The organism is Kitasatospora sp. NPDC058478 (assembly GCF_042720345.1).
Taxonomy (GTDB): domain Bacteria; phylum Actinomycetota; class Actinomycetes; order Streptomycetales; family Streptomycetaceae; genus Kitasatospora.
In genome coordinates this window covers 97,056-117,448 of sequence record NZ_JBHXML010000018.1, presented here as the reverse complement: position 1 = coordinate 117,448, position 20,393 = coordinate 97,056, and the positions used below count along the sequence as shown (strand labels likewise).

At 73.9% G+C, this 20,393-nt stretch carries 14 protein-coding genes; 10 read left to right on the top strand and 4 right to left on the bottom strand.

Annotated features, from left to right (window positions below; translation table 11 throughout):
- Positions 1-113: 113 nt before the first annotated feature.
- Complete coding sequence (locus ACFWPT_RS12825) at positions 114-2,120, bottom strand: glycoside hydrolase family 15 protein (protein ID WP_063349651.1); 2,007 nt, start codon at positions 2,118-2,120, stop codon at positions 114-116.
- Positions 2,121-2,840: 720 nt separating this feature from the next.
- Between ACFWPT_RS12825 and ACFWPT_RS12820 the strand changes: the two genes are divergently transcribed.
- From ACFWPT_RS12820 to ACFWPT_RS12775, 10 genes are all read left to right on the top strand, one after another.
- The gene (locus tag ACFWPT_RS12820) at positions 2,841-4,520 is read left to right on the top strand and encodes a CTP synthase (RefSeq protein WP_079135937.1); all 1,680 of its coding nucleotides are present in this window, start codon (positions 2,841-2,843) and stop codon (positions 4,518-4,520) included.
- Between the two features lie 93 nt (positions 4,521-4,613).
- Positions 4,614-5,261, top strand: coding sequence for an NUDIX domain-containing protein (locus ACFWPT_RS12815; RefSeq protein WP_380430272.1), 648 nt, complete (start codon positions 4,614-4,616; stop codon positions 5,259-5,261).
- A 175-nt stretch (positions 5,262-5,436) separates the two neighbouring features.
- The gene (locus tag ACFWPT_RS12810) at positions 5,437-7,638 is read left to right on the top strand and encodes an AAA family ATPase (RefSeq protein ID WP_380481617.1); all 2,202 of its coding nucleotides are present in this window, start codon (positions 5,437-5,439) and stop codon (positions 7,636-7,638) included.
- Positions 7,639-7,889: 251 nt separating this feature from the next.
- Complete coding sequence (gene ald / locus ACFWPT_RS12805) at positions 7,890-9,005, top strand: alanine dehydrogenase (protein ID WP_063349655.1); 1,116 nt, start codon at positions 7,890-7,892, stop codon at positions 9,003-9,005.
- Between the two features lie 481 nt (positions 9,006-9,486).
- A complete protein-coding gene (locus ACFWPT_RS12800) occupies positions 9,487-10,554 on the top strand; it encodes a ParA family protein (protein WP_208869108.1) in 1,068 nt (355 codons plus the stop codon).
- The gene (locus tag ACFWPT_RS12795; protein ID WP_380481615.1) at positions 10,551-11,129 is read left to right on the top strand and encodes a hypothetical protein; all 579 of its coding nucleotides are present in this window, start codon (positions 10,551-10,553) and stop codon (positions 11,127-11,129) included. Before ACFWPT_RS12800 ends, ACFWPT_RS12795 begins: the two co-directional genes overlap by 4 nt.
- Before the next feature lie 185 nt (positions 11,130-11,314).
- Positions 11,315-12,181 (top strand): ScpA family protein, encoded by an 867-nt coding sequence (locus ACFWPT_RS12790; protein WP_079135939.1) that lies wholly within the window; start codon positions 11,315-11,317, stop codon positions 12,179-12,181.
- A gap of 383 nt (positions 12,182-12,564) precedes the next feature.
- Positions 12,565-13,200, top strand: a complete 636-nt coding sequence (gene scpB / locus ACFWPT_RS12785; protein ID WP_380481624.1) for an SMC-Scp complex subunit ScpB — start codon at positions 12,565-12,567, stop codon at positions 13,198-13,200.
- A gap of 63 nt (positions 13,201-13,263) precedes the next feature.
- Complete coding sequence (locus tag ACFWPT_RS12780; protein WP_380481613.1) at positions 13,264-14,634, top strand: pseudouridine synthase; 1,371 nt, start codon at positions 13,264-13,266, stop codon at positions 14,632-14,634.
- 294 nt (positions 14,635-14,928) lie between these two features.
- On the top strand, positions 14,929-15,912 hold the full coding sequence (locus ACFWPT_RS12775) for a helix-turn-helix domain-containing protein (RefSeq protein WP_159398525.1): 984 nt from the start codon (positions 14,929-14,931) through the stop codon (positions 15,910-15,912).
- A gap of 98 nt (positions 15,913-16,010) precedes the next feature.
- Here ACFWPT_RS12775 and ACFWPT_RS12770 read toward each other — a convergent pair whose 3' ends face one another.
- The 3 genes from ACFWPT_RS12770 to ACFWPT_RS12760 form a co-directional block, all read right to left on the bottom strand.
- Positions 16,011-16,373 (bottom strand): DUF952 domain-containing protein, encoded by a 363-nt coding sequence (locus ACFWPT_RS12770; protein WP_350883713.1) that lies wholly within the window; start codon positions 16,371-16,373, stop codon positions 16,011-16,013.
- Positions 16,374-16,452: 79 nt separating this feature from the next.
- On the bottom strand, positions 16,453-18,000 hold the full coding sequence (locus ACFWPT_RS12765; RefSeq protein WP_380481611.1) for a mucoidy inhibitor MuiA family protein: 1,548 nt from the start codon (positions 17,998-18,000) through the stop codon (positions 16,453-16,455).
- Between the two features lie 3 nt (positions 18,001-18,003).
- Entirely contained in the window at positions 18,004-20,385 is a 2,382-nt protein-coding gene (locus ACFWPT_RS12760) for a DUF4139 domain-containing protein (protein ID WP_380481609.1), read from the bottom strand.
- Positions 20,386-20,393: the final 8 nt, after the last annotated feature.

The following is a 20,393-nucleotide window of genomic DNA, read 5'->3' as shown; positions in this document are numbered from 1 at the left end:
CCTCAAACGCGCCCAACACCACAACTGGCCACCACCACAACCGGCAACAGTCACCGTCACCCAGCACGACACAACCTAAAGTCACTGGCATTGGGACTAGGCCCGCCGGACCGCTAGACCGTCGCCTGTTCGACCCGCTCGGCCGCCAGGCCGTCCGGCTGGGCGGACAGGTAGGCGCCGCCGCAGGCGGTCAGCCGCAGTGCGGTGTCGATCAGCGGGACGTGGCTGAAGGCCTGCGGGAAGTTGCCGACCTGGCGCTTGAGCCGCGGGTCCCACTCCTCGGCGAGCAGGCCGAGGTCGTTGCGCAGCGCGAGCAGCCGGTCGAACAGCTCGCGCGCCTCCTGCACCCGGCCGATCATGGCGAGGTCGTCGGCCAGCCAGAACGAGCAGGCCAGGAAGGCGCCCTCGTGGCCGGAGAGGCCGTCGACGTTGTTGCCGCTCTCGTCGTGGGTCGGGTAGCGCAGCACGAAGCCGTCCTCGGTGGACAGCTCGCGCTGGATCGCCTCGATGGTGCCGATGACGCGCTTGTCGTCCGGCGGCAGGAAGCCGACCTGGGGGATGAGCAGCAGCGAGGCGTCCAGCTCCTTGCCGCCGTAGTACTGGGTGAAGGTGTTGCGCTCCGGGTCGTAGCCCTTCTCGCAGACGTCCCGGTGGATGGTCTCGCGCAGCTCGCGCCAGCGCTCCAGGTGGCCGTCGGAGGGGGCGTCCTCGGGGGTCTGCTCCAGCAGCTTGATCGTCCGGTCGACGGCGACCCAGGCCATCACCTTGGAGTGGACGAAGTGCCGGCGTGGGCCGCGGACCTCCCAGATGCCCTCGTCCGGCTCCTGCCAGTGGTCCTCCAGGTACTCGATCAGGCGCAGCTGGAGGTGGTGGGCGTGGTCGTTGCGGACCAGGCCGGTCATGTGGGCCAGGTGCAGGGCCTCGACGACCTCGCCGTAGACGTCCAGCTGGAGCTGGCCGGCCGCGCCGTTGCCGACCCGGACGGGCTGCGAGCCCTCGTAGCCGGGCAGCCAGTCCAGCGAGGACTCGGTGAGCTCGCGCTCGCCGGCGATGCCGTACATGATCTGGAGGTTCTCCGGGTCGCCGGCGACGGCGCGCAGCAGCCACTCGCGCCAGGCCTTGGCCTCGTCGCGGTAGCCGGTGCGCAGCAGCGAGGAGAGGGTGATCGCGGCGTCGCGCAGCCAGGTGTAGCGGTAGTCCCAGTTGCGCTCACCGCCGATGTCCTCGGGCAGCGAGGTGGTGGGGGCGGCGACGATGCCGCCGGTGGGGGCGTAGGTGAGGCCCTTGAGGGTGATCAGGGAGCGGATCACGGCCTCGCGGTAGGGGCCCTGGTAGGTGCACTGGGCGGCCCACTCGTGCCAGAAGTCGGTGGTGGCGTCGAGCATCTCCTCGGCGTCCGGGGCCTTCGGCGCGTCCAGGTGGGAGGCCTGCCAGGTGAGGGCGAAGGCGATCCGCTCGCCGGCGGTGACGGTGAAGTCGGCGTAGGTGGTCAGGTCGCGGCCGTAGGTCTCGGACTCGCCGTCCAGCCACACCGAGTCGGGCCCGGCCACGGCGACGGTGCGGTGGCCGCCTCCGGCCTGCTCGACCCGGTGCACCCAGGGCACGATGCGCCCGTACGAGAAGCGCATCCGCACCGCCGAGCGCATCCGGACGGTGCCGGCCACGCCCTCGACGATCCGGATCACCTGGGGGACGGCGTCGCGGCCGGCCAGCGGGCGCGGCGGCATGAAGTCGATCACCCGGACGGTGCCGCCCTGGGTGTCCCACTCCTGTTCCAGGACCAGCGAGTCGCCCCGGTAGCGGCGGCGGTCGGCGGGCACCGCGGGGGCGGCCGCGGTGGGCGGCGGGACCCTCAGATCGGCGGTGTCGGTGAAGCGGGGGAGGCCGAGGGCGGGGGCGGCCGGGGTGGGGGGTGCCGCGGGGGTGGGGACTTCGGTCGCGACGGCTTCGGCCGGACCGATCCGCCAGAAGCCGTGTTCATCAGTGCCGAGCAGGCCGGCGAACACGGCCGGAGAGTCGAAGCGGGGCAGGCAGAGCCAGTCCACCGCCCCGTCCCTGCTGACCAGGGCAGCGGTCTGCATGTCCCCGATGAGTGCGTAGTCCTCGATACGGCCGGCCACGTGGATCTCCAGTTCGCAATGTGGTCACGACGCATCGGCGATCTGGGGGAGCGAACGGTCTGCGGGGCCGGAGCCCACCCCGGGACGTCCGGCCCGCCGAAGGGTGGTGGCGGGCCTTGCTGGAGTGTCCGCGCGGGGCTCGGTCGAGCCCCTGGGGTGGGAGGGGAGGAGCTGGAATACGGGGAGGTCCGGTCGCGCATCGGGGACCGGGAGTGTCCTGACCTCCCACGCCCTCCGCGTGCTCGTGCTGTCGGCGATGCGTCCGTGCAGCTTACGACGGACGAAAGGGGCGAAGCACGCGGGCGCAGCCTCGTGTGGCGCCACAATTCGGCGGAAATGCCGTGCATCGCGAGGACGCCGGGCAGGATGGTCCGGACGGATCAGTTCCACCTGGTCCCAGTGGAGGGGCTGTCATGGCCCGAACGGAGTGCTCCGAAGTGGCCCGGTCCGGCCGTGGTGCGACCGGTGTGACGGCTGCGCCGGATGATGCGCCGGTGGTGCGCCCCGCGCACGCCCCCGGGGCGCCGCGAGCGGGCCGGAAGGCGTCCGGGTCGGGTCACTGATACCCTGGTATCCCGTGGACCGGTGGGATCAAACGCCCCGGACCAGCCGAATCGACGACCCCCCGAGTGCCGTGCACCGCACCGCCTCCCGTCGTTCGGCGAGTCGAGAGCATCCCGCCCACGTCACCTTCGACACGCGACCCACGGGAGCCCCCTCTTGGCACAGCCCCATTCCGGCAAGGCAGCGAACGGCCGCGCCGTGACGACCAAGCACCTCTTCGTCACCGGGGGTGTCGCCTCTTCGCTCGGCAAGGGCCTCACCGCCTCCAGCCTCGGCGCGCTCCTCAAGGCCCGCGGCCTGCGCGTCACCATGCAGAAGCTCGACCCGTACCTCAACGTGGACCCGGGCACCATGAACCCGTTCCAGCACGGTGAGGTCTTCGTCACGGACGACGGCGCCGAGACCGACCTGGACATCGGCCACTACGAGCGGTTCCTGGACACCAACCTGCACGGTTCGGCGAACGTCACCACCGGCCAGGTCTACTCCACCGTCATCGCCAAGGAGCGACGCGGCGAGTACCTGGGCGACACCGTCCAGGTCATCCCCCACATCACCAACGAGATCAAGTCCCGGATCCGCCGGATGGCGACCGAGGACGTCGACGTGGTGATCACCGAGGTCGGCGGGACCGTCGGCGACATCGAGTCGCTGCCGTTCCTGGAGGCCGTCCGCCAGGTCCGCCACGAGGTCGGCCGGGACAACGTGTTCTTCGTGCACGTCTCCCTGCTGCCGTACATCGGCCCCTCGGGCGAGCTGAAGACCAAGCCCACCCAGCACTCCGTCGCCGCGCTGCGCAACATCGGCATCCAGCCCGACGCGATCGTGCTGCGCGCCGACCGCGAGGTCCCGCAGGCCATCAAGCGAAAGATCTCGCTGATGTGCGACGTGGACGAGGAGGCCGTGGTGGCGGCGATCGACGCCAAGTCGATCTACGACATCCCCAAGGTCCTGCACGGCGAGGGCCTGGACGCCTACGTGGTGCGCCGGCTCGACCTGCCGTTCCGCGACGTGGACTGGACCACCTGGGACGACCTGCTGCGCCGTGTCCACGAGCCGCAGCACATCGTCAAGGTCGCCCTGGTCGGCAAGTACATCGACCTGCCCGACGCCTACCTGTCGGTGACCGAGGCGCTGCGCGCCGGCGGCTTCGCCAACAACGCCCGGGTCGAGATCAAGTGGGTGACCTCGGACGACTGCGAGACCCCCGAGGGCGCCCGGGCGCAGCTCGGCGACGTGGACGCGATCTGCATCCCCGGCGGCTTCGGCGACCGCGGCGTCAACGGCAAGGTCGGCGCCATCACCTTCGCCCGCGAGAACCGCGTCCCGCTGCTCGGCCTGTGCCTGGGTCTGCAGTGCGTGGTCATCGAGGCGGCCCGCAACCTGGCCGGCCTGCCCGAGGCCAACTCCACCGAGTTCGACGCCGCCGCCAAGCACCCGGTCGTCTCCACGATGGCCGAGCAGCTGGCCATCGTCGACGGCAAGGGCGACCTGGGCGGCACCATGCGCCTGGGCCTGTACCCGGCCAAGCTCGCCGAGGGCTCGATCGTCCGTGAGGTCTACGGCGGCGAGCAGTACGTCGAGGAGCGCCACCGCCACCGCTACGAGGTCAACAACGCCTACCGCGCGGACCTGGAGAAGACCGGCCTGCAGTTCTCCGGCCTCTCCCCGAAGGGCGACCTGGTCGAGTACGTCGAGTACCCGCGCGAGGTGCACCCGTACCTGGTGGCCACCCAGGCCCACCCGGAGCTGAAGTCCCGCCCGACCCGCCCGCACCCGCTGTTCGCGGGCCTGGTCAAGGCCGCCATCGAGATCAAGACCACCGCGGCCGAGTAAGTCGTCGGTCGTTCACCGGACGGCGGCCCCGCGATTCCCGCGGGGCCGCCGTTCGGCGTTAGATTGTGTCGCACTGACGAAAAGGGGAGAGCGATGGACGAGCAGCGCGACCAGGGGATCGCCGACGTGGCCGAGGAGTGGGAGGTCCGGGAGAGCCGGACGCCGTTCCAGGGCAAGGTCACCGGCGTGCGCAGCGAAGAGGTCCGGATGCCCGACGGCAGCTGGGCCCGCCGCGACTACCAGACCCACCCCGGCTCGGTCTCCGTGCTCGCCCTGGACGACAAGCAGCGGGTGCTGGTCCTGCGGCAGTACCGCCACCCCGTCCGCCAGCGCCTGTGGGAGCTGCCCGCCGGCCTGCTCGACGTGCCCGGCGAGAACCCGTGGCACGCCGCGCAGCGCGAGCTGTACGAGGAGGCGCACTGCAAGGCCGACACCTGGCGCATCCTCGCCGACTACTACACCTCCCCCGGCGGCACCGACGAGGCGCTGCGGATGTTCCTCGCCACCGACCTCGCGGAGGCCGAGGGCGAGCGCTACGCGGCGCAGGGCGAGGAGCAGGAGATCGAGGTCGCCTGGGTGCCGGTGTCCGACCTGATCCGGCTGATCCACGCCGGGCGGCTGCACAACCCGACCCTGATCACCGGCACGCTCGCCGTGCACGCCGCGCTCACCGGACCGGACGGGCTGGACGGGCTGCGCCCGGCGGACTCGCCCTGGCCGGCCCGGCCCTTCGAGGGGTGAGCGAACGGCCCGTACGCCTCCTGAGCACCCTGCTGTTGATCCGCGAGGGTGATTTACCGGTTCGTACGACCGGATGTCACCTCGGCTGAGCCGGACGGTCGAACTACGCTTCGCAGACAGGGCGCCCGTCCCGGGCCGCCTCCGCTGAGGCCGGATGACGTCGGGAGTGGCACGGGTGGCGAGGAAGACGGCGACGATGGACCCCGGCCCCGACGCGCCCGTCGGGGCCGTTCCGGGCCTCGACCGGCTGCCGGCCGGGCCCGCACTGTTCGTCGGGCGGCGCACCGAGCTGGCCGCGCTGCGGGCGGCCGCCGCGCGCCCGGCCACCGGCCGCAGCCCGGTGCTGGTGCTGGCCGGCCGCCCCGGCTCCGGCCGCACCACGCTGGCGGTCCGCTTCGCCCGCACCGCCGCTGCGGACCACCCCGACGGCGTGCTCTTCGCGCGCCTGTCCGCCCCCGACGGCGGCCGGGTGACGCCCGCCCGGGCCGCCCGGCTGCTGCTGGAGCAACTCGACCCCGAGGCCCCAGTGCCGCTGCCCGGCGCCACCGGGGACGGGCGGGACGAGCCCGCCTGCGTCGCGCTGCGCGAGGCGCTCGTGGGCCGCCGGGTGCTGCTGGTGCTGGACGACGTCCGGGACGCCGGGCAGCTGTGGCCGCTGCTCGCCGACGAACCCGGCTGCCTGGTGCTCGCCACCACCGCCGGGCCGCTCACCGGCATCGAGGACATCGACCCGGTGATCCTCGGCGGGCTCGACCGGCAGGCCTCCGGCGAACTGCTCGCCGACCTGGTCGGCGGCACCCGGATCTCCTGCGACCCGGTCGGCGGCGCCGACCTGGCCGAGGCCTGCGCGGCCCGGCCGGCCGCGCTTCGGCTGATGGCCGGGTGGCTGCGCGGCGACCCGAAGGCGGCCGTCACCGAGGCGGCGCGCGAGCTCACCCGGGTGGTGGGCGAGGAGTCGGCGCGGTCGGCGGCGCCGAAGGGGGAGGGGGAGAAGGCGGAGAAGCCCGTCCAGGGGCCGAAGACCGCCCAGGCGCCGACGCCCGGGAAGGCGGCGAAGCCGGTACCGGGGGCGGCGTCGGGGAAGGCCGCGAAGCCCGTACAGGGCACGGCCTCGGGGAAGGCCGCGAAGCCCGTTCAGGGGCTGAAGGCTGCCCAGGCGTCCACGCCCGGGAAGGCCGGGAAGGCCGCGACGACCTCGCCGTCGGGGGAGAAGCCGGCCGAGGGCCCGGCGCCGGAGCCCGCCGCCGCCGAGACGGCCGGGGAGCAAGCGGCCTGGGTGAAGCCCGGCCCGGAGCCGGCCGAGCCGGTGCCCGTCCCCGACAGCGACCCGCTGATCGGCGCGTTCACCCTGCTGTACGGCACCCTCCCGGCCGCCCAGGCGCGGATGCTGCGCACCCTCACCCTGGCCCCGGCGCAGACCGCCGACCCGCGCACCGCCTCCGCCCTGGTCGGCTGCCCGGCACCGGAGGCGGCTGTGACGCTCGCCGCACTGGCCGAACGGGAGCTGCTCGGCCAGGAGGCGCCGGCCGCCGACGGCAGCCCGCGCTACCGGGTGCCCGGCCGTCTCTACCCGAGGCTGGTCCGGCTGCGCGAGCAGGAGGACCGGCCCGCCGAGACCGAGCTCGCCCGGGCCCGGCTGCTGGAGCGGCTGGTCCGGCTCACCGAGTCGGCCCGCGCCCTGCTGGACCCGTCGGGCGGCCCCGGGCCGGACCCGCTGCCCGCCGCCCTGCGGCTGGGCTCGGCGGCGCACGCCCGGGAGTGGCTGCTCGGCGAGCGGGACCTGCTGCTCGGGGCGGTGGCCGACGCGATCGGCCAGGGCGACCTGGACGGTTCGGCGGGCCGGCTGGTCACCGCGCTGCTGCGGACCCTGCCGCTCACCGGCGCCGCCCCCGCCGACCTCTACCGGCTGCACGAACTGGTGCTGACCGTCGCCGAGCGGCACGGCCGACCCCGCCGGGCCTCGGCCGCGCTGCTCAACCTGGGCGACCTGCAGGCCGCCGCGGGCCGCTGGGAGCAGGCCGTCGCGCACTACCGGGCCGCCCTGGAGCACGCCCGCACGGCCGGGGACGAACCGCTCTGCGCCCGGGCCCTGGAGGGCGCCGCCGGCTGCCACCGCGCGCTCGGCGACGCGGTGCGCGCCGCCGACTGGTACGGGCGGGCGCTCGGCCTGCGGCAGTCGATGGGGGAGCCCGCCGCCGAGGCCCGGCTGCTCGCCCGGGTGGCCGAGGCGCACACCGCGCAGCGCCGTTTCGACGAGGCGGACCGCGAGTACCGGGCCGCGCTGGCGGTGCTGCGCAGGCTCGGCGACGAGCGCGGCCGGGAGGCCGTCGGGGCCGCCCTCGCGGACCTGCGGGAACGCGTCGACGCCGGGTGGTGAGGGGTATTTCGGAGGTATTGTCGAAGATGCCCGGTTAACACACCTTTGGTGGGAAGATCGCAAGGGAAGCCTACGAACCTGCCAATGTGTTCGGCAGATTTATTCACTTTGGAAGGCTGACACGCCGACTGGGCTTCATTACACTCGAACTCAGTCGCGCAGCGATCCCCGCCCCGGAGGCTTCCCCACGTGCGCGTCGCCCGCCGGTCTTCTCCGGTAGGGACCCCCATGGCAAGAGGACGTGTTTAGCCGTGAAGGTCGGCATCCCCCGCGAGGTCAAGAACCACGAGTACCGCGTGGCCATCACGCCCGCCGGCGTGCATGAGCTGGTCCGCAACGGACACTCGGTCTACATCGAGGACAACGCCGGTGTCGGCTCCTCGATCCCCAACGAGGAGTACGTGGCCGCCGGCGCCACCATCCTCCCCACCGCCGACGAGGTGTGGGCCACGGCCGACCTGCTGCTGAAGGTCAAGGAGCCCATCGCCTCCGAGTACCACCGGCTGCGCAAGGGCCAGACCCTCTTCACGTACCTGCACCTGGCGGCCGACCGCGCCGGCACCGACGCGCTGATCGCCTCGGGCACCACCGCCATCGCGTACGAGACCGTGCAGCTCGGCAACGGCGCGCTGCCGCTGCTCGCCCCGATGTCCGAGGTCGCGGGCCGTCTCGCCCCGCAGGTCGGCTCGTACCACCTGATGCGCCCGGCCGGCGGCCGCGGCGTGCTGCCCGGCGGCGTGCCCGGCACCCACCCGGCCAAGGCCGTCGTCATCGGCGGTGGCGTCTCCGGCTGGCACGCGGCCACCATCGCCATCGGCATGGGCTACGACGTGACCCTGCTCGACCGCGACATCAACAAGCTGCGCGAGGCCGACCGCATCTTCGGCACGAAGATCAAGGCCATCGTCTCCAACACCTTCGAGCTGGAGAAGGCCGTCATCGAGGCCGACCTGGTCATCGGCGCGGTGCTGATCCCGGGCGCCAAGGCCCCGAAGCTCGTCACCAACGAGCTGGTCTCCCGCATGAAGCCGGGCTCCGTGCTCGTCGACATCGCCATCGACCAGGGCGGCTGCTTCGAGGACTCGCACGCCACCACGCACGCCGAGCCGACCTTCCAGGTCCACAACTCGGTCTTCTACTGTGTGGCCAACATGCCGGGCGCCGTCCCGAACACCTCCACCTACGCGCTGACCAACGCGACGATGCCGTACGTCGTCGAGCTGGCCAACCGCGGTTGGAAGGAGGCGCTGCGCCGTGACCCGGCGCTCGCCAAGGGCCTGAACGTGCACGAGGGCCAGATCACCTTCCCGGCCGTGGCCGAGGCCTTCGGCCTGGAGTCGGTCTCGCTGGAGAGCGTGCTCGCCTGATCCGGTGATCCAGTGATCTGCTGATCCGGCGATCCGCTGATCTGGCGATCCAGTGATCCGGTAGGCCGCCCGGCGGTCGTTCGCCCCCGACCCGATCCCCTCGGGCCGGGGGCTTCGCCGTGCCCGTGAACGGGTGGTTGAGCGGGCGGGTCGCTCTGTCGTCAATTTCTGTCGGTCGTGTCACCCCACCGCAGAAACGTTAGGGTCAACGGCCTACTCATCCCTTGACATCGGCCCGCCCGATAGTCGACACATCCGGCCCACTACCGTGGATTGTGTTGCTGCGAACGCCTTGAACGGCCTAGAGTCGCAAACCGTCGGCATGCTGCCACGCTGACGAATCGACATAGAGTCCTGGATGCCCAAGGAGGTAAGACGACTTGTGAATGAGTCGACATTTGCTCCCGGGGGTGGTCAGCCAGGACTGGCGGAGCGCACCGCCGGCCAGCCGAGTGAGGAGCCCGGGGCCCGGCAGCCCTCCGTGGGCTCGGCCGAGGTCGGCTCGGTCGCACTCCGTACCTTCGAAGCACGCCAGAACACAGCGCAGGTGACCACGGTGACCGATCACGACGCCGACTTGGCGGCCTACGGCCTGGCCTACGGCGAGTTCGCCTACGGTGCCTACGACGACCCGGACGCCGAGTACGAGCCGGACCCGGAGTACGCCGCCACGCTGGCCCCCGACGCCGCGCGCCAGCGCCGCGAGCGGGTCGGCCCGACCGGCCGCCCGCTGCCGTACTTCCCGATCCCCGCCCCGGTCGCCGAGCACGGCCCCGCGCAGATCATCGCCATGTGCAACCAGAAGGGCGGCGTCGGCAAGACCACGTCGACCATCAACCTGGGCGCCGCGCTGGCCGAGTACGGCCGCCGGGTGCTGCTCGTCGACTTCGACCCGCAGGGCGCGCTCTCGGTCGGCCTCGGCGTCAACCCGATGGAGCTCGACGTCACCGTCTACAACCTGCTCATGGAGCGGGGCCTGACGGCCGATGAAGTGCTGCTCAAGACGGCCGTGCCGGGCATGGACCTGCTGCCGTCCAACATCGACCTCTCCGCCGCCGAGGTGCAGCTGGTCAGCGAGGTGGCCCGGGAGTCCGCGCTGGCCCGCGCGCTGAAGCCGCTGCTGCCCGACTACGACTTCGTCATCATCGACTGCCAGCCCTCGCTGGGCCTGCTGACGGTCAATGCGCTGACCGCCGCTCACAGCGTCATCGTCCCGCTGGAGTGCGAGTTCTTCGCGCTGCGCGGCGTCGCACTGCTGACCGAGACCATCGAGAAGGTGTGCGAGCGGCTCAACCCCGAGCTGCGCCTGGACGGCATCCTCGCGACCATGTACGACTCGCGCACCGTGCACAGCCGCGAGGTGCTGGCGCGCGTCGTCGAGGCGTTCGGCGAGCACGTCTTCCACACCGTCATCGGGCGGACCGTGCGCTTCCCGGAGACCACCGTCGCCGGCGAGCCCATCACCACGTACGCGACCAACTCGGTCGGTGCCGCCGCCTACCGCCAGCTCGCCAGGGAGGTGCTCGACCGGTGCCGCCCCGCCGAGTGAGTCTCCCGGGGGCCGACGAGCTGTTCCGGACCACCGGCGGGATGGCGCTGTCGCCCTCCCTCGCGCCGCGTCCGGCCGCCGAGGCAGCCAGAGCGGAGACCGCGCGGACCGTCCACGGCACGGACGGCGCCGAAGGCGCCGAGGACGCCCAGCGCACCGGCGAGGCCGGGCGGCAGCCGTCCCAGGACCAGCAGTCGGCCGCCGGCGCACCGGCGGGCGCCCAGCCGCCCGCCCAGCGCTCCGCCTCGTCAGCCGGGCCCCAGGGCGCCGTGCCGGCCGGCCGCCAGCACCCCGGCGCCGCCGAGGAGCAGGCCGGCGGCACCGGGCGCGCCCGGCCGCGCGGCCGCGCGCCGCGCCGCCCCAGCGGGCGCGAGCGGCACGACGAGAAGATCACCGTGTACGTGTCCGCCGAGGAGCTCATGGACCTGGAGCACGCCCGGCTGGTGCTGCGCGGTGAGCACGGCCTGGCCGTGGACCGCGGGCGGATCGTCCGGGAGGCCATCGCGGTCGTCCTGGCGGACCTGGAGCAGCGCGGTGAGGCCTCCATCCTGGTCCGGCGGTTGCGCGGCCGCTAGGCCCCTTCCCGGGCGTCGGCAGTGCCTCTGGTGCTGCCGGTGCGGTGCCTCCGGTGCGGCGGTCCCGGTGTGGCATCCCCGGCGCGGCATCCCTGGTGTGGCGTGTCGGCGTCCTGCGGTGTCGACGGCGTGTCGACGGCCCCGGGGGCGGGGCGGGCGGCCGGGCCGGGTGAAGATGGATCGTCATGCCGAGCACCGCCGAACCACCCACCACCGCCGTGAACGCGACCGAGGAACAGCCGCGGGGCGGTTTCCGGGTGCGGCTGGACAACTTCGAAGGCCCCTTCGACCTGCTGCTCAGCCTGATCGCGAAGCACAAGCTCGACGTCACCGAAGTGGCGCTGGCCACCGTCACCGACGAGTTCATGGCACACATCCGGGCGATGGGCCCGGACTGGGACCTGGACGCGGCGACCGAGTTCCTGGTCGTCGCCGCGACCCTGCTCGACCTCAAGGCCGCCCGGCTGCTGCCCGCCGCCGAGGTCGAGGACGAGGAGGACCTGGCGCTGCTGGAGGCCCGCGACCTGCTGTTCGCCCGGTTGCTGCAGTACCGGGCGTACAAGCGGGCGGCGGCTCTCTTCGGCGAGCGCTGGGCCGCCGAGCTGGCCCGACGCCCGCGCACCGTCGGGCTGGAGCCCCGGCATGCCGGGCTGCTGCCCGAGGTGGTCATCACCATCGGCCCGGAGCGGCTCGCGGAGCTGGCGGCCAGGGCCATGGAACCCAAGCCGAAGCCCGTCGTGTACGTCGACCACATCCACAGCCCGCCGGTCAGCGTGCGCGAGCAGGCCGGGCTGGTGGTCGGGCTGCTCACCGAGCTCGGCGAGGCGTCGTTCCAGCGGCTGGTCGCGGACGCGCCGGACGAGCTGGTGGTCGTCGCCCGTTTCCTGGCGCTGCTGGAGCTGTACCGGGAGCGGGTGCTGGCCTTCGAGCAGCCGGAGGCGCTGGGTGAACTGCTGGTGCGCTGGGTGGCGGAGGCGGACCGGGGCGCGGTCGAGGTGACGGACGAGTTCGACCGGCCGGTGGGCGAGCGGGAGCGGGAGGAGAGCCGATGAGTGGTGGGAGCGGGAGCCCGAGTGGGAGCGGGAGCCTGAGTGGGAGCGGCGGGGGCGGCGGGCGGCCGGTGCGGCGCCCGCTCGGGCTGCCGGGGCGGCCGCGGGACGGGGAGTGGCTGGAGCCGGCCTTCGAGCTGCTGCCGGAGCCGGAGCTGCTGTCGGAGCCGGCGGCGGGGCCGGCGGCGGGGCCGGCGGCGGGGCCGGCGGCGGGGCCGGTGAAGCCGGTGGCGGCGTCCGTGGGTGTCTCGTCGGAGGGCGAGGCCCGGGTCGTCCACCAGAAGTCGGCCCCGTCGACTTCCGGCGTCGCTGATCTGGTCGGCGTCGCCGATCCGGCCGAGGGTGCTGACCGGGCCGAGGGTGCTGATTCGGCCGAGGGCGAGGAGGTGGCCGGGGCCGGACTGAAGGCCGAGCTGGAGGCGATCCTGATGGTCGTCGACGAGCCTGCCGGGGAGGAGCGGCTGGCCGGCGTGCTGGAGCGGCCCCGGGCGCAGGTGGCCGCGGCGCTGCGCGAACTGGCCGCCGAATACACCGCCCAGGGCCGCGGATTCGACCTGCGGCTGATCGCCGGCGGGTGGCGGTTCTACAGCCGGGACACCTGCGCTCCGGCCGTCGACCGCTTCCTGCTGGACGGCCAGCAGACCCGGCTCACGCAGGCCGCACTGGAGACCCTGGCGGTCGTCTCCTACCGGCAGCCGGTGTCCAGATCGAGGGTTTCCGCCGTCCGCGGTGTGAACTGTGACGGCGTGATGCGTACCCTGGTACAGCGAGGACTGGTGGAAGAGGCCGGATCCGAGCCCGAAACAGGTGCGATCCTGTATCGGACGACGAACTACTTCCTGGAACGGATGGGGCTCCGCGGCCTGGACGAGCTGCCGGAGCTTGCTCCCTTCCTGCCCGAGGTCGACGACGTGGAAGCGGAGTCCCTGGAGGGCACGATGATCGCGGAGGCGGTCGCCGCCGCTGCCGTGAAGGCCGTGGACGGCAGTGGCGAGGCCGGTCGGGCTGCGCCTGATCGGTAGGGGGCGGTGAGGTCGGCCGAAACGACCGCACATCCCAGACGGTAACGACGTACGGACACTTTGATGCGTAGCAGTGGCAACGGCAGGAACGGCAGCGGCGGCGGCAGCGGTCGCAGCGGACAGGGCGGGGGCCGGGGCGGCGGCTCCTACGGCGGCAGCGGCAGCGGCAGCGGTCGCAGCGGCTCCGGCTCGGGCTCCGGCTCGCGTGGGGGTTCGTACGGCGGCGGGTCCGGCTCGGGTTCGCGGAGCGGCTCGTACGGCGGCGGGTCCGGCTCGGGCTCCGGCTCGCGCGGGGGTTCGTACGGCGGCGGGTCCGGTTCGGGCTCGCGCGGCGGCTCGTACGGCGGCGGGTCCGGCTCGGGCTCCGGCTCGCGCGGCGGCTCCGGCTCGGGCTCCGGCTCGTACGGGCGTGACAGCCGCCGGGACGACCGGCGTGACGACAACCGGTACCCGGACCGCCCGCTGCGGCCCGAGGAGCGGCGCTACGACCGCCCCGAGTACGGCGGCGGCCCCAACGCCACCCCCGCCCGCGGCGGCTTCTCCGGGCGTCGCCCCAGCCCGGCCCCGCGCCCGCGCCGTGAGGGCCAGGGCGCCCCGGGCGACCCGCGCCGCCAGCCGCAGCGCTCGCGCGAGCTGCAGGCCAAGATCGAGGACGCCGTCCTCGCCCGGCACGACAAGCCGGCCGTCAAGCTGCCCAAGACCTTCGGCGAGCCCGAGGGCGAGCGCCTGCAGAAGGTGCTGGCCCGGGCGGGCATCGGCAGCCGCCGCGCCTGCGAGGAGCTGATCGAGCAGGGCCGGGTCCAGGTCAACGGCAAGCTCGTCACCGAGCAGGGCAAGCGGGTCGACCCGCAGAACGACGAGATCAAGGTGGACGGCCTGACCGTCGCCACCCAGTCGTACCTGTTCTTCGCGCTCAACAAGCCGGCCGGCGTGGTCTCCACCATGGAGGACCCGGACGGGCGCCAGTGCCTCGGCGACTACGTGACCAACCGGGAGACCCGGCTGTTCCACGTCGGCCGTCTGGACACCGAGACCGAGGGCATCATCCTGCTCACCAACCACGGCGAGCTGGCCCACCGTCTCACCCACCCCCGGTACGGCGTGACCAAGACCTACCTGGCCGCCATCCAGGGCCCGATCCCGCGCGACCTGGGCAAGCAGCTGGCGCAGGGCATCGAGCTGGAGGACGGCTTCGCGCGCGCCGACAGCTTCAAGGTGATCTCCAACGTCGGCAAGAACTACCTGGTCGAGGTGACCCTGCACGAGGGTCGCAAGCACATCGTCCGCCGGATGCTGTCCGAGGCCGGCTTCCCGGTCGAGAAGCTGGTGCGCACGCACTTCGGCCCGATCGCGCTGGGCGACCAGAAGTCGGGCTGGCTGCGCCGTCTGACCAACCCCGAGGTCGGTCAGCTGATGCGCGAGGTCGGTCTGTAGACCGGTCGGTATATTCCGGTCGGGCTATATAGACCGGTCGGTATATTCCCGCCGGAGTCTGTAGACCGGTCGGTATATTCGGGCTTCTGTAGAGGGCCTCCCCGTCGAAAGGCGGGGAGGCCCTCGGTCGTCCGGCGGGGGTGGGCGGGGTGCGAGGCGGGCCGCAACCCCTGGTCACGGCCTTGTCAGTGCCATGATCTGTGGCAGAGGATTGCCACCGGACCACCACCCGCCCAGTGGCGGGACTGCGCCAAGGCCGGCGCCGGTGGGGGGGCGAACGGGGGAGACGGCGTCGTGTCGGATGCACCACTCAGCGCACTGGGACTGGCCGAGCCGGACGGACAGGTCTACGCGGCGCTGGTGGCCAATCCGCAGTCCACCGCGGAGGAACTGGCCGAGGGCTGCGGCCTGACGCTCCAGCAGAGCGTGCGCGCCCTGGACCGCCTGGCGCAGCAGGGCATGGCGACCCGGGCGCCGGTGGACCGGCAGCGCTACCTGCCGGTCGCCCCCGATGTCGCGATCGGCACCCTGATCGGCCACCGAGAGTCCGAACTGCGGCACGCCCGGGCCGAGATGCACCGCCTGATGGACGCCTTCCGGGAGGCTTCGCGGTACACCGATCCGGCGCACTCGGTGGAGGTGCTGACCGGTGGCGAGGCGATCGCGCAGCGGCTGGAGCACATCACCGAGACCAGCCAGTACCAGGTCCGCGGCTTCGACCGCCCGCCGTACATCCAGGATCCGGTGACCCCGATCCCGTTGCAGCGGCGGCGGTTGCGGGAGGGTCTGCGGCTGCGGACCGTCTACGACCGGGACGCGGTGGCCTGGCCGGGCCGGCTGGAGCGGAACATCCTGGCCGGGGTCGCGGACGGCGAGGAGGCCCGGGTCCGGCCGTCGCTGCCGATGAAGATGATCATTTCGGACGACCGGATGGCGATCATCCCGATCAGCGTGGGCGACAGCGTCCTCGACGCCGCGTACGTCATCCACCCCTCCGCGCTGCTCCAGGCGCTGGACACGCTGTTCGAGGCGGAGTGGGAGCGCGCCGTCCAGTTGCAGGCCGCGATCGGCACCGGGGACGCGACGCTGGAGCCGGAGGCCGACCACCGCAAGCTGCTGGGCCTGCTGGCGGCCGGCCTCACCGACGAGTCGATCGCCCGGTCGCTGGGCTGGAGCGCCCGCACCACGCAGCGCCGGTTGCAGAGCCTGATGCGCTCGCTGGGCGCCACCACCCGCTTCCAGGCCGGTATGGCGGCCCGGGAGCGGGGCTGGTTGTGAGCTGGCCGACCGGCTGGTTGTGACCGGGGCTGGTTGTGCACCGGGCCGGGTGGGCCGTCGGGGTCGGCCGTCGGGGGTGGGCCGTCGGGGGTTGGGCGTCAGCTCCAGGGGGTGAGGGCGGCCCAGCGGCCGTCCGGGCCGCGTTCGACCTTCAGCAGGCCCTTGACGGCGGAGCGGTTGAGCCGTCCGTAGACGTGCGGGAACAGCAGGCCGGGGGTGGCCCCGGGCGGCGGTGCGCCGTGCGGGGCCTCCCACTTGACCATCGGTTCCACCTGTGACTCCTCGATCAGCAGCGCCATCAGTGGGTCGGGAGTGTCGGCGAAGAAGGCGTTGGCCACCGCGAGCGCCGTCTGTTCGTCCGCCGAGCAGTGGATGAACCCGTCGGTGAGCAGCGACGCGGTGGTGTACGGCCGACCGGGGTCGGACAGCCAGTCGTCCAGGGGTGCGAGGTGGAGGATCATGTTCCTGTTCTACCCGGTTTGGTCCTGAGCGGTCGTCACGAGCGGACCGGTGTTCGGACGGCGGCGGAGGCCGGGCTCCTCAGAGCCCGGCGACCTTGGCGGTGGCGGAGACCTCGTAGACGAGCGTGACCGTCCGACGGGCGCCGGGCCCGAGCGGGACGTCCCAGCGGAGGATGCCCTCGGCGTCGAAGGCGTCCGGCGACGGGGAGCACTCCTCCTTGCGCAGCCGCACCTCCACCGCCGACACCTCGGAGACCGGCACCCGCTCGCGGACCGCGACGACCTGCTCGTCCCGCTCCTCCGGGCCGGAGAAGCGGGAGAGGTGCAGCCGCACCGTCCGGGTGGTCGTCTGGCGGCCGGTGAGCCCGGCGGTGGCCTGGCGCTCCTCGGCCTCGCGGACCACCCGGTAGCCGTCCGAGCTGCCGAACGCCAGCTCGGCGTCGGCCCCGGCGGCGGTGAAGCCCAGCTCGCCCCGACCGGTGAAGCCGCTGCCGCGGACCAGTTCGACCGGACCCGCCAGCAGCGGGTGCCCGGCCGCGTTGCGGAACCGGACCACCTGGGTCACCAGCGGGGACAGCTCCGGCGCGCACGCGTACTCGCTGCTCGCCTGCCCGGTGAAGGCGCCGAGCGGCACCCGGTGCGCCCGGCCGTCGGAGGGCACGGTGGCCGGGGCGGGCGCGGGCAGCACCCGGACCTCCCCGCCGTCGTCCACCCCCGGCACCCCGGTGGTCGGGCCGAGCGCGCTGATCGCCTCCTCGCGCAGCTCCACCTCGACCGTGCGGCGCTCCTCCGCGGTGCGCTCGCGCAGCATCAGGACGTCCTCGGCGACGGCGGGCGGGTCGGTGGCGAGGGCCGAGCGGGCGGTGGAGAAGGTGAGCCGGACGCCGGTCCAGTCCTCGCCGGTGCGCTGCCAGACCACCGCCTCCGACTCCAGCCGCAGGCTCCCGCCGTCCAGGGTGGCCCGGTACGAGGGGCGCCAGAGGGCGCACGGCACCAGGTGGGTGACGGCCAGCCCGCTCGGGCCGGGCTGCGCCGCCTCGACGGTGAGCTCCAGGTGGGCGACCAGTTCGGCCGGTTCCTCCTCGGCCTGGTCGAGGGCGATCAGGGCCTGCGAGCGCTCCTGGTCCAGGCGGCGCAGCCGGGAGTGGGTAGTCCGCAGCTCCTCGCCGTGGCGCTCGCGTTCGGCGTCCACCCGGTCCAGTTCGCGGGCCCAGCGGGTGCGTTCGAGCTCGCCGATCCCGGCGCCCTCGCCGATCTCGCGCAGCAGGTCGGCGGAGAGCTGGGCGAGCAGCGCCAGCCGGGCCTCCAGGCGGGCGCGGGTCTGGTCGGCGAGGCGGCTCGCGGTCTCCAGCTCGTGCAGCCGGTGGCGCAGCCGGGAGTCCTCCGGGCCGGGCGGCAGCGGGGCGCGGGGGATCCAGTCGCGGACGATCCGGGCGTCCAGCACGCGGGTGCCGGGGGCGGTGGTCTCGACGCGCAGGGTGCGGTCGACGGCGAGCGCGGTGAGCGGGCCCAGGCGCAGCCGCTGGACGCCCGCGGCGAGGTCGACGGTGGCGGTGCGTTCGACCTGGCTGCGGTCCTCCAGGCAGGTGGCGGCGGTGACGGGGAGGGGGATGGTCGTTCCGGTCATCGTTCAGTTCCTCCGGTTTCCACCGACGATGGCCTTTCCGGCCGGGATCTTGATCTGGTAGCCGCCGTCCAGGTCGGTGCGGCCGCCGGGCGGCAGCTCGACCCGCCAGAGCCGGGTGCTGGGCGGGCAGTCCGGCGTGGAGACCGCCGGGGCCTGCCAGTCGGCCCGCTCCTCGATCCGGATCTCGGCGTCGGAGGTGACCGGCACGCGCTCGCGGACCTCCACGGTGACGGTGCGGCCGAGCCGGTTCGCCAGCTGGACGTGCACCCGGTGGTCGAGCACGGTGCTGCTGCTCAGCATGCCCGCGGTGGACTCGTGCAGCTCGGTGCGGCGCGCCACCTCGATGCTCTCGGTGACCCCGATGCCCAGGCTCCGCAGCCCGCCCGGGGCGAGGGTGGGCAGGGCGGCGGTGAGCAGGAACTCGTCGTCGACGGTGACCTCGACCGGGCCGGCCAGCACGGCGCGGTCGGTCCGGTTGGCGAGCACCAGGGTGGCGTACACCTTCTCCTCGACGGCGGGGACGGTGACGTACTCCGGGCGGACGGACACCGGGATCTCGTCGATCGTGACGGTGTGCCAGGTGCCGTCGGACGGGATGTCGGCGGGGGCGGCGGAGTCGAAGCGGTGGTCGAAGGAGCCCGCCGACTCGCGGGGCGGGACGGCGTGCCGGGGGAGCGCCAGGTGGCGTACCCGCTCGCCGCCGGTGCCGCCCGGGACCATCGCCGCCGGCCCGTAGTGGTCGGCCTGCTCGGCTTGCTCGGCCTGGGGGTGCAGGGTGCCGCGGTGGGTGGCGGGTGCGTCGGGGCCGGCCAGGACGAGGCCGGGGTAGTCGAGCAGGGAGGCGTCCGGGGCGAAGCCGGCGCCGGGGGCCTCGGTGCCGCCGCCGCTTCGGCGGGAGCGGCGGGCGAGCGGGTGCAGGTCCGGCGGGGGCGCGCCGCCCGGCGCCACGGGGGCGGGCGGCGGCGCGGAGGCCTGGGGCATCGAGGCTTGGTACATCGAGGCTTGCGGCAGGGGGGCTTGGGGCATCGGGGCGGCGGCGGGCGCACCGCCGTATCCGGCGAAGCCGCCCGGGGCGGGCGGGGGCGCCGGGACGGGTTCGTCGATGTCCAGGGTGCCGCCGCGCCCGGCGGGGGCGGCCAGCCGGGCGGCGTCGGCCACGAGGCCGGCGTCGGCAGGCCGGGGACCGGCGGGCCGGGCGCCGCCGAGGCGGTTGAGCCGGGCGGCGGATCCGTACGGGCCGGGCGCCGAGGCGGCGAGCGGGGCCTTGCGGCGCGGGGCCGAGCGGGCTCCGGCGCCGGCGTCGTCGTAGCCGGTGAAGAGGTCGGCCAGGCCGGCCGGGGGCTCGCGCCAGCCGGACGGCGGCGGGGCGGGCTGGCTGCGGCCGATCCGCAGCGAGCGGAGCCGGGGCAGGTCGGTGCGGCGGTCGAGGTCGGCGGTGGAGAGGGCGAGCCGGACGCCGGTCCAGTCCTCGCCGGTCTGCTGGGCGACGGAGGCGCGCAGGACGAGCCGGCCGGTGTCGGCGCCGTGGCGGTAGGAGAGGCGGTAGGCGGGCACCCAGCGGGCGGCGGGGACGCCGTACTCCAGCTCGATGTCGAGCCGGGCGGGGGGCTCCTCGGGGGCTGGGGCGGGGGCGGGGGCTGGGGCTGGGGCTGGGGCGACGGGCTCCCGGGCGGGTTCCGGGGCGGGCTGTGCGGTGAGTGCCGAGGCCGGTGCGGTGGTGAGGGTGAGCAGGACGGTGGCGGCGGTCCCGACCGGGTGGGCGGGGCCGGCGGTGGACGCGCGGTCCAGTCGGTCGGCGGCCAACTCGCGTTCGTGGTCAGCGAGTTCGACTTCCCGGGTGAGCTCCTCGGCGCGCTGCTGGAGCCGGGTCAGGCGCTTGTCGACGAAGTCGGCCAGCTCCAGCCAGGCGTCGGCGGGCGTTCGCCGCAGCGGCTCCTCGCGCCGCCGCTGTGGCGGTACGGCGCGCAGGGCGGAGGTCTCGGCGATCGCGGTCAGGACCAGTCGGCGGCGCTCGTTGAGTGCGCCCTGGCGCTCCATGGCCTCGTCCAACTCGCGGCGGAGCCTGGGGAGTTCGGTCGGCTCGTGGAACTCGGCGAGCAGCTCCAGCCGGGCCTCGGTGACCGCCGTCCCGCTCGGGCCGTCGAGCACCCGGGCGCGCAGCGAGCGGCCGTCCAGGGAGGAGGGCAGGCCGGTCAGCCGCAGCCGGCCGTCGGCCGGGAGCGGGACGCTGGCCCGGCGGCGGCACACCGCGCCCTCGGCGTAGACCACGACGGAGTCCAGGACCGACGGGTGGGCGGGGACGGCGGGGGGCTTCGGGGGCCCGGCCTCGCTGACGTGGCGGTCCTCGCCGTTCTGCTGATCGTCGCCGCTGTGCTGATCGTCCATGCGCAACC